A 15467-nucleotide genomic window follows, 5' to 3' on the forward strand; every position below is an offset into this window, starting at 1 on the left:
ACGCGGTTCAGTTGTCCCCGTGCGCGGCAGGCGCAAAGGCCAGCCGCCGTGCGGGCAATATCCCGCCCTCAAGCACAAGACCTGCCTTGACTGGCGTACCGGTGCGCCGGTCGGTCAGGTCCAATGTGGCGGTGCCGTCCTTGAGATGCTTGTCGCCCCATTGCATCAGCGCGACGATCACCGGCACCAGATCGCGCCCTTTTTGCGTCAGGACATAGCCATGGCGCGTGCGCGCGGTGCCATCGCGGTAGGCTTCCTTCTGGATCAGCCCGGTGTCCACCATCGTGGCCAGACGCCCGGAGAGCACGGATTTCGGAATGCCGATATCGTCCTGAATGTCTGCGAACCGCGCCACACCGTAGAACAGTTCGCGCAGGATCAGCCACGTCCACCGGTCCGGTACGACAGTCATGGCAAGGGCCGCGCCGCAATTCTCCATGGAAACGGGGCTAGTGCGGATGGGATCTGTGTCTGACATGGTGCCTGCCTGCTTTTTTGTGGCGTTGCAGGCACGTTAGCGCGGATCGCGCAGTCAGACTACAGAAAACAGACCGAGCTATAAGGGTCAGGGCGCAATGAATGTCACGCCGGGGATGCGCGCCACGTGATGCATGTCCTCTTCGTAGAGATCGGTGAGCGCGTCGATCGTTTCCTCGGACCAGCCGGGGGCGTTCAGCTCTTCTTCGATCTCGTCCTCGATGGCGAATTTGTCCAGAAAGGCCGCGATGACACGGCGCTTTTGCATCTCGGTCATGGTGGGGTGTGACTTGAGGTAGGTGCGGAACCGTTGCATGCCTTCCTTGCTCATGATGTCGGACAACAGGTCAAAGCCGCCGACGATCTTTTCGCCATGTTCCAACCCGCCCATTTCGCGGATGATCTGTGCCCAGATCATGGGCATGTCCTCAAAGCACCAAGTGGTGATCGAGATATTGGGTGCCGCCGTACGGATCGCATTGATCGTGTCCGACCAGCGAATCGCAAACGGATCCGCGCCGCGCAGAAACGCGTTCATGTCCTCTTGCGGCGCGTTTTCGAACAGCGCGGGCAGAAAGGTGCCCGGGTTGCGCACGGCGAGGAACAGTTCGATGTCATCATGCACGAACAGCCGCGACAGGTCCGCCAGCCGGGCAGGGGCCGCCTCGTAGATCAACCCGTTGCGCACGCAGGCACGGGGCGCGCCAAAAAGGAACATGTGGCTGAGGATCATCCTGTCTGCGTTCTCGTCATCGAGAATCAGATCAAGAAGCACCTCGCGCGCATCCTCGGCCGGTTGGGCATCCTGCAGGGCCGCCAGCGTTTCCTTGAGAAGGGTCCGGTACTTGCCCGGTCCGGGCACCGCCACGCCACGACGCGAGAAGTCTTCCTTGTTGCGCAGCAAACAGCGCACAAGCCGCTCTTCTTCGGTGAAATGTGCCCCTGCATGCAGTACCAGTTGCATCGTTCGCCGCCCCGAAAATCAGTTGTTGCCCTGACCCACAGCTATACCTGATTTCGAACGGGATAAAACCTCTGCCAAAGGTGCAATTTTCATCTTGCCACCGCTTTGCACAAGGATTAGACCCTCGCTCCAACGCCCCTATAGCTCAGCTGGTAGAGCAACTGATTTGTAATCAGTAGGTCCGCGGTTCGAGTCCGTGTGGGGGCACCATTCAATTCAATAGTTTAGCTATTTTTTGCTTTGCTGTGGTGTTGTGTCAGCAACCACCCAGCGACCACATCCCATGAAAAACTGTAGAAGACTGTGCGTGTCTAAGGTGAATATGCTCGCCTGTGTAGTGGCGCAAAGTCATCTGTCTCTGCGCCATTCCCACCAGTGCTCCATCTCTCCCGCTCTCAGCTTTTTTCTGAGCTCAGTGTACGAGCCGCACTGACTAATGAAACCAATCAAGAACTCAACGGGTACACTGTGCCGATGGGCATATAGCAATTGGTTGCAGGCTTTCTCTCTTTCTTGTCGAGAAAAGTGCTTTGGTCGACTGCCAAGTGCGAGGTAGTACAATGAGTAGAACGGGTTTTCCTCAGGGGACGGCGCGTTCGCAGGGATCGCCCTTCCTTCAAGCGCATCGACATTTGCTTGGTACACTCGTTGCACCAAGGCGCCGAGGCTACGCCTTTTCCTGTATTCTTGGCCAAGTTGGTAAAGAGATCGCTTCAGAATTGTGTATCTATCTTTGAACTGTGGGCTCGCTTGATCTGCGTTCAACTCATACGTACTGCCTGCCTGTTCGCATGCCTTACGCAAATTCTTCCTGGTTCCGACTGGCAAGCTTGTACGAAAACCATGTTTGTCAAAATATCGCGCGTCGTTTCGCATCGCGAATCAATCCTAGCTGCGTGCCTCTTTCGTGGAAAGGATACCTAAACTTCGGCGTGCTTGCATTTTTAAAAATGACGAAATGGAAGTTAGCGTCAAACCAAGGAGCTTATGACAAGCTTACGGCGCCACTTCGTCATTTTTCGAAGGAGCGGGTCGGGGGTGGATAAGATTTTGTTATTAAAGTATATATTTTGACGCCTCGTCAGTTTTGAGGCGATCAAATCAATGATGCTTTGGAGGCTCCCAATGAGTGCATTTGTGCAAACAGAGAAGATTTGCCCGAACGGGCCAGCAGGAAGCGTGCAACCGCAGTTCCTGCACGAGAAGCAAGCTAGCGCCTATCTGAACGTTAGTGTGGGACTACTCAGGAAGTGGCGGGCAAACGGTGATGGACCGCCATGGGTCAAATTTGAAGGCTCAGTGATCAGATACCCGGTCAAAGGCCTTGTGGAGTTTGGCTTGAAATCCACAAGAGAGTTCACAGGACAGAGTCCGATTGACGGAAAATAGTTCGCCACTCGGACCACCGCTTTTCACGTTGGCGCAGGAGAAAAATCACTTACGCCAACGTGAAAAAGCCGTCGATTTATTTGAGACTTCGTAGCTTCGTGCGGCTCGTCGCGCGTCACCCTGAAGTCCCTTTTCTGATACTAGAAGGGCTATTTTAGCATGAAAAACCGTCAATCCGACCGTTCGAAGACCAAAACCGCTGCGGGGAAACCCAACGTTGAGGGGGCTCGAACGAGTGCCTCGCCTTGTAATTACATGAGTAGTGATAGGGCCAATCAGGATACTACTCCTCCATCACCGCATTCAGCTACTAAACTGGAAACAGGGAATACATGTCCTCCGGGGGAGAAGCTCAAGTCCAGCTTAATAACCAAGGGAAGAAAAAGAAGTTACACATATACAAGGGAAGACTACCCAACTCACAAAACTAAGCGAGATGCCATGGCATCAGAAAGCAAGGCTGTCCACCGTTCAATCTGTAAGGTTTATCGTGACGAGGTTGCGAGAACCTATGACAGGAGAAAACTCACCTTAGAACAGTTGAGGACGATGAACGCACTCGCCGGAATACGCTGCAAGCACTCTAGACGTATGCTGGCTAGCGATATCAAGCTGCGTAAGCGGTTAGGCTACGAACTCATCAAAGAGTACCGTCAGCTTTGGCGTCTGACCCAAGCTGACCCCGATCTACATGTTTATCACATCACGCCGCTCTCTGACCGTTTCCAGTTTTCGGTTCATCATGGCAACGCTGATGTCTATGGCGCAATCGACAAGTTTACGCATGCTTTACGTCAGTACACTGATCTCAATGCGTTTGGCATTTACGAGGCCCAAACCATCGTTAGTCGCGGAAAAAGGGGCTTGGAGACCTTCTACGGGCATTTGCATTGTATCGCCTACACGAGAGACCCAAGCGTTGTCGCCAACCTGATAGGGAGTGCGAAAGGGTACAATGCCGCCCTAACAAAGGTTCCGATACTTGTTCAGCTCTTAGGGCGCAAAGAAGGGGATTACACCCGGTTGGCCCGCTATCATGCCAAGCCGATCTACGAAGCCAAGAAGTATAATGCTAAGGCCTACCAAGATGGCAAAGCTTGCCTTAGCGGTACGATCAAGGGGGTCGAGAGGTATCATCTTCGTCGAACTCTCGAACTCCAATCGAAGCTTCCACTGCAGAACAGTTTGTTTGGGGTAGGTGAGGGGGTCGCAATGAAAAAACGCGTTCTAAAGCGAGTGCGACAGTGGCATCAAGGTCGTAGTGGAGAAACGCTGGAACTGGAACCGACCGACATCGACGTGCTTTACGAGGCGCTATACCGTCAAAATCCTGGATGCCTGTCTGGTTTCTCACCCATGAATGTAAAGTATCAGAAATGAGGCCTAACACGGGTATTTCGCGGCACCAATTTCTGGGCGCGGTCCGCTTCGTTCCGTAGTTTTTTTAGAGCTGCATTACTTCAGTGTCACTGACCTACTCGCCATTGAGCCCGCTATTTTGGGTTAGCTGTGTTCAGGTTTTGGTCTTCTTGTGACCGATTATCATATTCTTGTGGCGTCATTCCAAAGAGGCTGCAGTGAGGCCAGTTGTGATTGCAGGCGACGCGCCATGCCTCAATCATTCGGTGGGCCCTGTGCAAAAACGTGAACAGATCTTCGCTCAGGATCACCGCCGATGTTACGCTAGGAAATTCTTCTAAGGTGTTTTTGTTGGTCATCGGCTCTGTGATTAGTCACGGATATGGACTTGTGACAAAATCCCACTTTTGTCACGAGTCGCGGAAGTTAGGTTTCATTGCTCCAATAAGCCAATCAGGGCTGGAGGAGCTGCCCGAGCTTGTTGAGCGGAGAAAGTAGCCACTGCTGGTACCACTCTTGCGGCCCCAAGCAGACCTTCGATCAACCTTCAAGATGCTGCAGTCGCAGCCTGCTCGCCGGACGTTCGCTGCAGGCGCGAATTTCGGGCCCCGTCGAAATCTCACATTGCGGGAAATTGCTGACCTTCGATTTCTGGTCCTCGCTGACGCAGCATACCCTTAACTACGATGTAGCGCGTGACGCCGAAGCGGCTGTTCGAGGGCGTCGATCTGGCCCGAACCGATACCGTACTTGCGCTGCTGGCAAAGCCGACCATCGAGACACGGTACAAAGCTGAATTTGTATTCCGAGCCCTCGCTGACTCAGCATCGTATCGCACTTATGGCATCAATTTTTACCGCGCCACAGCAGAAGTCGCCACAGCGGCTATGGAAACGTATTGGACATCCGCAATCCAAGTCGCACCTTTGTCGCACGCAGCCTCTATCCGCTAGACTTTGCAACAACTCTCACTTTGTAACTTCCTGACGACAGGTGGTCGCATATCTTAACGCTATTAGTAATACTGTTTACTTCTAGCCCGACCAGGGAAGTGTAGGGGTGTGAATAAATGCGATTTTTCCTCGCACAGTAAACACTATTTTTTATAGTGTTCACATGAGTGAAATGCGCCTTTACGACCACGCCGGAAATCGCCTCTATCTGAACGCGGGAGAACGCGCCGCCTTCCTGGCTGTGGCGCGCAAACAACCCGCTCGTGATCGAACACTGTGTGAGACGTTGCACTTCACCGGGTGCCGTCCGTCAGAGCTATTGGAGATCACACCGGCGCGGGTAGACCTATCGGGCGGAACAATAGCAATTCGCAGCTTGAAGAAGCGCAAGGATGCAGCGGGCAAACTGAAGGTTGTCTTTCGCACGGTGCCGGTGCCGCCAGACTACCTGGACACGCTGAACACGGCTCATGGCATCAGAGAAGCACAAAAGTCGAAGCGACAAGCCAGCGCACCAATTTGGGCGCTTGGACGGACGCGGGTTTGGCAAATCGTGAAGCGGATCATGATCGAAGCCGGGATACCGGATGCACCGCATCGCAGCCCAAAGGGGTTGCGTCACGGGTTTGGTATCAATGCAAGCGTCAACGGCGTTCCGCTGAACATGCTGCAAAAGTGGATGGGGCATGCGCAGCTCACAACGACGGCAATCTATGCCGACGCGGTCGGCAAAGAAGAACAAGACATCGCAGCGCGGATGTGGGGGTAGGGGAGATGTATCTGACAAAGATCGCGCCGGAACTTGGGCAGTTTCGATTTTATCGTATGGATATTGTGCGCGGTCTCTTCGGTGACTGGGGCCTTGTTAGAGAGTGGGGGCGTATAGGCAGCAGTGGTCAGTCGCGGACAGACTGGTTCGATACGGAGAGCGACGCCAAGGATGCACGTTTCGATCTGCATATGAAAAAGGCCAAGCGCGGTTACGAGTAGTTGGCCAGAAACGTGCCGAAAGACTGAAGGTCATGCGTTGCAACTCTGGCCGTTTAGCCGTTGCGCCGCTTATCGTTTCGGAAAACACACGCCCCACGCCCGCATCCTTCAAGGCGTCAAGCTACGAGGCTAGGTTCTGGTCTATGGTGGATACGCGGGCGTAGCCAATAATCATGCCAAAATCGTACCAAAACCTCATATATTTTGGAGCAGGTTTTTGGCACGGCTAAGCCCTTGATCCGTCGTGGCAGGGTAGGGGGGTGACAAAAACCACCGTTTATGAAAGGCTCCCTACAAAATAACATATGTAGGCTTTTGCGTATGAAAAAAACATTTTTGATTTTGGCAGTGACTTTCATATCTATCTCAGTATCCATCCAGTGGGCTAAAAACGTATCGCTATCAAAAGGAGAAGAATTTTATAAAAATATTTTAGTGAAAAAAAATCTAATAACAACACTCTTTGGTGAAGGCACATTGCCATCTGAAGATCTACATATAACGGACCTATCTAATGTAATAGTTCATGAAGATAGTGGGGTTGTTTTTTTTGATTTATCCAATTTTTTTGATCATATGCTAGGATGTCCACGGAAAATTTTTTTAGTAGATCCCAATAATAGCGGAAATATCTATAAGCGATATACAGTTGAAAACTGCAACGTACTCGAGCTCAAAGTTCAAGCGAATGTTGACGCAAAACTCCTAAACTCAATTGAGTTCAATGCAAACTTTCCAACAATGAGCGACACAAAAATCTTGTACGATGATCGAGGGCTTTTTCATAGAACAGTCGTCGCCGCCACACCATATATAAACGATTCAGGAAGGATATCCCGCGTGGATATATTTTTGAGTCAACCTCCAAAAAACGAATTCACTAAAACATATCGAAGACTTTTTAAAGGAGTAAGCGGCCCATACTACGGAAGTGAATTGTCCGGTCTTTGGGGCACGTTTACTCCTTAAGGGAATTCTTGATTTTACATCGGATGGAGAAATTACGATGGTAAATGTAAATATGAATCAAGCCAGAACCGCAACAGCTCTGGCTGACGCCGCCTACAACAGGGGAGGGGATGGCAATCCAGGTGGTTCTGGATTTGAAAATATGTCGCAAGAAATTCGAGATCAGTTTGAAATTGAAACACTTTCTGCGCCAGGCACAGGGGCAAGCAACTCCGGAGAGATAGTATACGGATTTCGTGACGTTTCAACAGGCGACTTATACGTTGTCGCTAGAGGTACAGATGATGGCAGTGCCGGTTTGCAACCAGGAGTTAATGGAAATGATTGGGCAAGTTGGGACGATGCTTTTGTCGGCAATCGAACTGACCTAGGGGCCACCATGGCTTTTGCCGTTCAAGAATACTCGAACCGTCACGGTGGTCAGGCAGTAGTAGTTGCAGGCCATTCTTTGGGGGGGCTAGCCTCGGAAGAAGTAGCTCGTATGCACCCTGATCTTGTTTCAATTGCATATAATATTCAAGGCCCGTCTATTGTTGACGGCCCTAGCGATATGTGGCCATCGGGCTTAGCGACAGGTTTTTGGTCTGATATCCCTCCGGGAGCGGAGGTCGTTAAAATAGGAAACTCTCAATTTAATCAATATGAGCTGAATGGACTTGGATTTGCGCAATACTACCTTGATCGAATGGGAATGATTGTAAACCCACCAACATATCTTGGTATTAATTCAGGAACCCACAGTTCACAGGACGCTCTTCGGGCTATAAATGAGATCAACCAATGCTTCCTTGAGGATTCCACAGTTCAGATGTGGCCGCTTGATCCATCGATCAAACCGCGCTTGGATGGCAGCTATGACGAAGAACTGGTGCTGTCGAAGGTCTGGTACAAACGCCAAGACCAAATGAAAGCAGGTGATATTGTCGTGTCACCTGACAAGTGGGGACGTCTGCAACCGGGTCGGGTGACACGCACCATGACCAACATCGCCACGCATATTCTCGATTTCTGGGGCACGGGCGTCACTCCCGGCCATGCCTACAATTGCGCTGATGGCCCGCTCAAAGGCGGTTTTGCGCCTCTCATGGATATCCTGCGCATGGACGGTGCGCTCATGCGCAGCGACGGCACAATGTTCCGCTCCACAACCAACTGCGACGTTGGCTCTATGGGCGACATGATGATTCACGCCTCGGCCACCCTGCAAAAGCCGGATGGCTCATGGACGGAACCTAAGGCAGGCAAGGTGCGCTTTGGGACAAGGATCATTCTGCCGGATGGCCGGCACATTTCCTTCATGGAAATAGCCGCAAGCGAAGGTTGGAAGGTCACCGATGACGGCTACATGGTCGGTATGATGAAGAGCGAGGACGGCACAGTTGAAGAGCGCGTGTTCCACTTCCCCTATTCTCATGGCGAAGAACTACCCAAACCAGAGGATTACATTCTCGCCCGTTCGGCCGTGACCCTCGAAGATATCTACCTCGCCAATGAATGGGAACAGATCGGCACACGGATGCCCGCGCCGGACAGCTTGACAGACTTTAACCCGAACAGCACAAAGAAGCGCACAAAGCCCAAGCCGAACATCCCGCCCGCCTTTGCCAACCGCCCCGATGCGCCCACGGCTAAGAACCGGACACAGCGCCCGGCGCATACATCGGCCTCACCATCTGCGCCCGGTTTGAACCGCAAACAGCGCAAAGCCATGGAGGCCAAGCAACGCAAAGCCTACAAGATGCGTGCGCGGGCTAGCTAGCTTTCTTTTTCTTTGATCGTCTTGATCCACCCGCTCCGCCTGAGGCTGGGTTCATTTTTCTTGCATACACGATGTGTTTTCCACTGCGTAAAGGTTTGTCATGGATAACTTTTCTATCGAACAGAACGATGTTGCATTCCCCACTGGCATAGACAATGACCACGGCCAAATTGGATGGAAAACATACAACTTTGAAGTTGCGGAACACCATACATACGTGGCGGATGGAGTGCGGGTTCACAACCAGTCAGTTACTTACCAAATTGATGAGAATGGCCACGTCCGTAATTTGATTGATGCGGCTGGCCGTTCCGTAGAGCTCGATGGTGACTTTACACCTGACCAGTTGGCATACGTTCAGCAGACCGGTACGGACGTGAATGGCAACCCAACCTATGGCGGAACGCTGGGAGACTTCTTTCGTTCACTTGCGGACGCAATCGGTTTCGACGGCCAATTAGGCTATCAAGGCAATTTTCGAGATCCAAACGGAAACTACCTTCCAACCCCAGATGGACACCACACCGTTACGGGGGCAGCGCCCAGCCAAATCATTGCACCAGATGGGTCTACACATTATTTTGACGGTGCTGGCAACTATACAGGTCGTTCATACGAACAGACAGACCAGAATGGAGTGCCGACCGGCGCTGTTGTCTATGAGAACTCTGACGGGTCGCCTGATTCAACAACTTTTCAAGGAAGTGACGAAAGCGATTACTATGACAATGGCGGGACACACGATCACACTCGTCCCATCATCGTTGACCTAGACGGCGATGGGGTTGAGATCAACGCCAGCCAGCAAACGTATTTCGACTGGGACGATGACGGGTTCCGCGAGGCGGGGTCTTGGGTTTCTGATGAAGATGGGTTCCTGGTCATTGACCTAAATGCGGATGGCACACGGGGCGCGGGTGACGGGGTTATCGATCAGACGCGGGAACTGGTTCTGTCGCTGTGGGGCGATGACGGAGATACCGACCTGCAGGCGCTGCGCCGTGCTTTTGACGACCATAACAACGGGGTATTGGATGCGCGAGATACGATCTGGTCGGAGTTGCGTATTTGGCGTGATATTGATCAGGACGGCGAAACCGAAAACGATGGCAGCGAGCTCCGCACCCTCGCTGCATGGGGCATCACTGCAATCAACCTGGGCTACGATGATTTCACCCCAGTCACTGATGCTGAATGGGATGCAATGTATGATGATGACAGTGATGACATCACAGTGTTTGGCAACACGCTGCATGGGCTGGCGTCATTTCGCCATGATGGTTCCGTCATTACGGTCGACAATGATGCTGTCGCCGATCCAGATGGCCTTTACACAGCGTCGGGAGGCGTTGGCGATGTTGCGCTAAACCACGATACACAAGGTTGGCGGCAAGTGCCTACGGCTATGGGCTACGCTATTGAGTTTGAGACAGGCCAGACATTCCGCTACGCAAATTTGGAAGATCTTGGCGTTTCCGACCTGGATCTTGGTGCACACAATCTTGACGGTGCAACAGGTGACGACAGCGCCAATGTTCTGTCCGCTGCCGGGTTTGCACGATCCGTGCAGATCGCAGGCGGCGGGGGCAACGACAGCATTACGGGCGGTGGCCTGGATGACATGATGTCAGGAGATGCTGGCGCCGATACCATTGACGGCGGAGATGGCAACGACCTGATCTTCGCTGATGGTGATGATGACGTGCTGGGCGGTTCGGGTTATGACACCGCGATTTTTGCAGGCGATGACAGCCTGCCTGCCATTTTGAACCTCGTTCAAGCCAGTATCGAAGCCGCTGTGGGCGGCGATCTGGGCGATACACTGAATGCGACGGCTGGCGACACGGCAGTCAACATTGCGGGACGGGACGGCAATGACTCGGTGAGCGGGTCGCACGAGAACGACACCCTGTCCGGCGACGGCGGTGACGATACGATTAACGGCGGCCGTGGTGCGGACATCATCTTTGGCGGTGAAGGCCAAGACTCGCTCTTTGGCGATACTGGCGATGACTATGTCCAGGGTGGCAGTGGAAACGACCGCGTTGATGGTCATGATGGTGATGACGACATCTATGGCGGTGAGGGCGCGGATGTTCTCATTGGTGGGTTTGGCGACGACTACCTGGTTGGCGGTGCGGGGGCCGACCACCTGTTGGGCGGATCGGGCGATGACGTGATGATCGCCGGGGACGGTGACGACCTGATCGTCGATTATGGCGGCGTGAACTGGATTGAGGCTGGGGCTGGCGACGACACAATCCGGCTTGGCGACGGGGTGAATGGCGGCGGCTATGCCATCACCTATGGAAGCGTGCTGGGCGGTGCTGGAGCGGATACCATCGAGCTTCGGGGGGTGCAGAGCGACTGGACCTTTACAAAGTACTCCTCTGATCCTGCCAATAGCCAATGGATCATTACGCTCAACGGGACGTTTTCCGACAACAAGCCGCTGCGGTTCGATGTCCACGACATTGAGCGGGTGACGTTCTTGGGCGGCAGTGCTGACCTTCTGCTGGCCGGTACGGATGCATCAACGGATACGTCGGATCAGTTTGTACGGTACATGGAAACCTATCAGCTCAATTGGCTGGATGCGCACTGGAGCATAGCCCCGCCCAACACGGGTGGCCACGAGGTTGGGTTTGGCTTGCTTGGTTCCGGAGCAGCGGCGCTTGGAGATGGAGCCAACACCACCACGGGCAGTCTTGGCACAGATGCGATTGACGGACAGGGCGGCAACGACTCTCTGCGCGGTGGTGCGGGGTCCGATATGATCGCGGGCGGTGCGGACAACGACACGGTACATGGGGACGCGGGTGCTGACAGCCTGTGGGGTGGCACAGGACAGGATGTCATCGATGGCGGGTCTGGCGATGACTTTGGGTATGGCGGTGACGGCAATGACACCATCAACGGCAGTACGGGCAGTGACTACTTGTCTGGGAACGCAGGTGACGATTCACTCAATGGCGGCTGGGACAGTGATCAACTGTTCGGCGGCGACGGCGCGGACACGCTTAACGGTGAGCGCGGCGATGACAAGCTCTATGGCGGTGCTGGCGACGATTCCCTGATCGGCTACACTGGCAACGATCAACTCGTCGGTGGGGATGGCAACGATCATCTGGCTGGCAGCATTGGTTTTGACGCCCTGTCTGGCAATGACGGTGACGATACACTTCTGGGCGGCAGTGACGACGACTGGCTGATCGGTGGTACAGGCAGCGACGAACTGTTTGGTGGGGACGGTAATGACGTGCTCGAGGGCAGCGCCGGTGCCGATACGATCAACGGTCAAGCGGGCCTTGGCGATGTCGCCAGCTATTCTGGCTCTGAAGACGGCGTGATCATCAACCTGGAGCTCGGTACTGCGTCCGGCGGAGATGCGGAAGGAGATTACCTGGTCGCCATTGAGAACGTAACAGGCAGCGACGCAAACGACGTTCTGACCGGCGACGCAAACGACAACGTTCTCAACGGCGGGCTGGGAGACGATACCCTGTCGGGCGGCGATGGTCATGATCGGCTCGATGGCGGGTTCGGTGATGACGTGCTGAACGGGGGCTTGGGTGACGACACGCTGAGCTCCTCCAGTGAGACCTCCGGGTACTTCCAGATGCACCGCGCTATCACCGGCCAGGGCGGGTTCTGGAATGACCAGATCTGGGGCACCGGCGACTATGATGGTGATGGCAACAGCGATCTGTCGAATGTCTTCAACAGCGGCGGCGCAACAGCGGATGTCCATGTGTCGGACGGCACAACGGCTGCACACCAGCGGTGGGCAACCGGTCAAGGTGGTATCTGGGATTCAATGGACTGGATGACCGGTGACTTTAACGGTGACGGTCGCGATGATCTCATGAAAGTCTGGGGCGAAGCCGGAATGGCGACTGCGGCGGTGCATCTGTCTCAGGCGACAGGAGGGTTTGCGCAGAACACGCGATGGGCCGATCAGCAGGGGGCATATGGCACTGCCATGACGTGGATGGCGGGCGACTTCGATGGAGACGGTAAAGACGATCTGATGAAAGTGTGGGGCGATGCCGGTCTGACGAATGCAGCGGTGCATCTGTCCAACGGCGTCCAGTTCCTGACCAACCAGCGATGGGCCGATCAACAAGGCACGTATGCCGATGACATGACGTGGCTGACCGGCGACTTCGACGGTGATGGTAAGGATGACATGGCCAAGATTTGGGCTGCTGATGACGGCTTGGCCAACGTGGGTGTGCACCGGTCCACCGGCAACAGCTTTACGCCAGACAGCCTCTGGGCCGCAGGTCTGGGCGAGACGCATGTCTCATCCGAATGGTTCACCGCAGACATCAACAACGACGGACGCGACGACATCGTGCATATCTGGACTGAGGTTGATGGTTTGGCGGTTTCGAACCACGGCAACCTGAGCGCCAATGTCTATATCTCGGATGGTGTGGGCTTCCGCATGGAAAGCTGGGCCACAGAGCAAGGCGGGCGGTGGCTCGATCAGCAATGGATGGCGGGTGACTTCAATGGCGACGGTCGTGACGATCTGCTCAAGGTCTGGGGCGAAAATGGCCAGATGAACAGCGATGTGCACTTCAGTCGCGCCCATACAAGCGCACTGGATGGTGGCGAGGGCAACGATGTCCTGTTCAGCGGCATCGGCAACGACAGCCTGGTCGGCGGTGCTGGCGATGATCTGCTGCTTGGCGGTGCAGGTGCTGATTGGCTAGAGGGTCAGGCAGGCGACGACACGCTGGCGGGCGAAGACGGCAATGACCTCCTAACAGGCGGCGCGGGTAGTGACGTGTTCCAGTTTGCGCGCCGGGATGATGCAGATGTAATTGCTGACTTCCAGGATAACATCGACAGTATAGAGCTCACTGGGTTCGAGCTGATCAGTACAACACAAGCTCTCAGCCACGCATCTCAAGTGGGCACTGACGTGGTGTTTGACTTTGGCAACGGCGATACGTTGACGATCAGCAATACAACCTTGGCCGCAGTGGCTGATGATGTCGTGCTGGCGTAAGAAAACAACTGGTCAGCGCTTGTGTGCAGGCGCTGATTAATTCTCATTGTGACCCCTGTCGATGTGCGAAGCGTTGCGATCCGGAGACCTACCGTTGCCATTGGAGCCAACGTATTGATGGGGTTACTTTCCCGCGACCTGTGATTTGCCCCTACAATCCGTGCTGCGCGATGAACGAATGGCCGCAAACACCGCCGCCACGTAGTGTCGCTATGCGAGCAGCTACGGCAATTTCTGTGCTGCGCGCGCGTGCAGCATGACGTGAAGACTTCCAGTATGGGCTCTTCGCGGCCATCGGATGTGGCACACATTGGATCAAATGCCGGCAGAACCAGCGACAGGCAGCGGCCCAAAGCTGACGCTGAAGTTAGAGCTAAATGCTGCGATGCAGCTTGCCCAAAGCGGACGTCGTAGCTTTAGTCCTTAAATGAGCGCGCGCGTTGAACAGTTGAACGCGCCGCGACAAACGCCCAAATTCGAGCCAGCAGCCTAAGAGCAATAGCGAGGTTTTCTGGTGCGAGTCGAAAGGACAGGTCGTGCGCAAAAACTCACTCCACTGGTGCAGCGTTTCTTAGTCGAAGCCCTCCGTGGAGTTTGCTTAGATGATCCTCAAAACTCAGAGCAGAGGAGGGTCGACTATTCATGTTTGAATGGTCTACTCGCGATAGAAATCAAGAGTTTAGAAGACGATGCGTCAGAACGCATAAACAACTTAATTGATGAGTTGCGAAAGCGCGATGACTGGCCTGTTTTTCTTGGTTCCGCACCAATGCAGTCATTCGTTCGTCACCTTGATGACTCGGAACAGGTTGAACGGAAAATTTTTGATCGCATTGGACGCGCGATCAAGAACCACATTCACAAGGCCAACAAGCAACTTGAAGCTCACTTAGCATCGAACTCGCGAAGAAATATTGTTAGCGTCGTCTTTCTTATCAACGAAGACCATGAGATATACGATCCCAATACCGTCGCTTTCATTGTTCAAAGGCTCTTGTTGCGGGAAGAGAAAGGCGAACTTCTTTATCCTTTCATTGACGCCGTAGTTTTCAAATCTGAGCGGCATGTTACAGCAATAGATCGCCAAATGGCTTTCCCCATTGTTAGCATCGAGGGAGCCCCGATTGAGCAAGCTGTTTGGAAGCGCGATGTTCTAAATCTCATGCTGCGGCGTTGGGGCGAGTGGAACGGTAGACCTGTCCACTACGTTGATGATAATTCAACCGACTTCGATACCATCGACCATATCCCTGAGAAAATGAAACGGTACGAAAAATGGCAGTTGGACTATCGTCGGAACCGATACATGGAGGAATTCTCCCACGACGAGCTTCGAGAACGGTTCGATGAAATCATGGTAATTTCGACCCTGAAGTTTGTCAGAGGTTCCCCGGAAACGCCAATTGATGAAGCTGTGACGTGGAGTATGTCTTCGATGTCCCATATAATGCTGGAGATGGGGTGGCGCGGCACTCCAGTCACTGATTTTCCTCAAGAGCCTGAAAGGCTGGTGGTCATCCCCCACTGAAGTGGTCCTCCGCTATGTTTAGGAAAACGGAGGAAACACATGGCAAACAAGCGACCGAA

At 53.8% G+C, this 15467-nt stretch carries 9 protein-coding genes, 1 tRNA gene and 1 pseudogene; 8 read left to right on the plus strand and 3 right to left on the minus strand.

Annotated features, from left to right (window positions below; all coding sequences use genetic code 11):
- Nucleotides 1-7: 7 nt before the first annotated feature.
- Nucleotides 8-478: a helix-turn-helix domain-containing protein gene (locus tag Q0949_RS19675; protein ID WP_299376499.1), complete on the minus strand. Its 471-nt coding sequence runs from the start codon at nucleotides 476-478 to the stop codon at nucleotides 8-10.
- Nucleotides 479-565: 87 nt separating this feature from the next.
- A complete protein-coding gene (locus tag Q0949_RS19680) occupies nucleotides 566-1441 on the minus strand; it encodes a hypothetical protein (RefSeq protein WP_299376501.1) in 876 nt (291 codons plus the stop codon).
- A gap of 134 nt (nucleotides 1442-1575) precedes the next feature.
- Between Q0949_RS19680 and Q0949_RS19685 the strand changes: the two genes are divergently transcribed.
- Both Q0949_RS19685 and Q0949_RS19690 read left to right on the plus strand, forming a co-directional pair.
- A tRNA-Thr gene (locus Q0949_RS19685) sits at nucleotides 1576-1651 on the plus strand.
- A gap of 1620 nt (nucleotides 1652-3271) precedes the next feature.
- Nucleotides 3272-4210, plus strand: coding sequence for a hypothetical protein (locus Q0949_RS19690; protein WP_299376504.1), 939 nt, complete (start codon nucleotides 3272-3274; stop codon nucleotides 4208-4210).
- 113 nt (nucleotides 4211-4323) lie between these two features.
- Here Q0949_RS19690 and Q0949_RS19695 read toward each other — a convergent pair.
- Nucleotides 4324-4494, minus strand: a pseudogene (locus Q0949_RS19695) (IS3 family transposase); the annotation flags it as partial.
- Nucleotides 4495-5305: 811 nt separating this feature from the next.
- Between Q0949_RS19695 and Q0949_RS19700 the strand changes: the two are divergent.
- From Q0949_RS19700 to Q0949_RS19725, 6 genes are all read left to right on the plus strand, one after another.
- Entirely contained in the window at nucleotides 5306-5911 is a 606-nt protein-coding gene (locus Q0949_RS19700; protein ID WP_299376507.1) for a site-specific integrase, read from the plus strand.
- 5 nt (nucleotides 5912-5916) lie between these two features.
- Nucleotides 5917-6132 (plus strand): WGR domain-containing protein, encoded by a 216-nt coding sequence (locus Q0949_RS19705; protein WP_299376510.1) that lies wholly within the window; start codon nucleotides 5917-5919, stop codon nucleotides 6130-6132.
- Between the two features lie 321 nt (nucleotides 6133-6453).
- On the plus strand, nucleotides 6454-7101 hold the full coding sequence (locus Q0949_RS19710; RefSeq protein ID WP_299376512.1) for a hypothetical protein: 648 nt from the start codon (nucleotides 6454-6456) through the stop codon (nucleotides 7099-7101).
- Between the two features lie 37 nt (nucleotides 7102-7138).
- The gene (locus tag Q0949_RS19715; RefSeq protein ID WP_299376514.1) at nucleotides 7139-8860 is read left to right on the plus strand and encodes a hypothetical protein; all 1722 of its coding nucleotides are present in this window, start codon (nucleotides 7139-7141) and stop codon (nucleotides 8858-8860) included.
- A gap of 100 nt (nucleotides 8861-8960) precedes the next feature.
- Complete coding sequence (locus Q0949_RS19720; protein ID WP_299376516.1) at nucleotides 8961-13880, plus strand: calcium-binding protein; 4920 nt, start codon at nucleotides 8961-8963, stop codon at nucleotides 13878-13880.
- A gap of 514 nt (nucleotides 13881-14394) precedes the next feature.
- Nucleotides 14395-15408, plus strand: a complete 1014-nt coding sequence (locus Q0949_RS19725) for a hypothetical protein (protein WP_299376518.1) — start codon at nucleotides 14395-14397, stop codon at nucleotides 15406-15408.
- Nucleotides 15409-15467 lie beyond the last annotated feature (59 nt).

It is taken from the genome of uncultured Tateyamaria sp. (assembly GCF_947487805.1).
Classification (GTDB): domain Bacteria; phylum Pseudomonadota; class Alphaproteobacteria; order Rhodobacterales; family Rhodobacteraceae; genus Tateyamaria.

What these genes read in the sequence shown, in the direction of transcription:
- Q0949_RS19715 (WP_299376514.1), top strand. Translation starts at nt 7,139, where the DNA reads ATGGTAAATGTAAATATGAATCAAGCCAGAACCGCAACAGCTCTGGCT.
- Q0949_RS19690 (WP_299376504.1), top strand. Translation starts at nt 3,272, where the DNA reads ATGGCATCAGAAAGCAAGGCTGTCCACCGTTCAATCTGTAAGGTTTAT.
- Q0949_RS19710 (WP_299376512.1), top strand. Translation starts at nt 6,454, where the DNA reads ATGAAAAAAACATTTTTGATTTTGGCAGTGACTTTCATATCTATCTCA.
- Q0949_RS19720 (WP_299376516.1), top strand. Translation starts at nt 8,961, where the DNA reads ATGGATAACTTTTCTATCGAACAGAACGATGTTGCATTCCCCACTGGC.
- Q0949_RS19700 (WP_299376507.1), top strand. Translation starts at nt 5,306, where the DNA reads ATGAGTGAAATGCGCCTTTACGACCACGCCGGAAATCGCCTCTATCTG.
- Q0949_RS19705 (WP_299376510.1), top strand. Translation starts at nt 5,917, where the DNA reads ATGTATCTGACAAAGATCGCGCCGGAACTTGGGCAGTTTCGATTTTAT.
- Q0949_RS19675 (WP_299376499.1), bottom strand. Translation starts at nt 478, where the DNA reads ATGTCAGACACAGATCCCATCCGCACTAGCCCCGTTTCCATGGAGAAT.
- Q0949_RS19680 (WP_299376501.1), bottom strand. Translation starts at nt 1,441, where the DNA reads ATGCAACTGGTACTGCATGCAGGGGCACATTTCACCGAAGAAGAGCGG.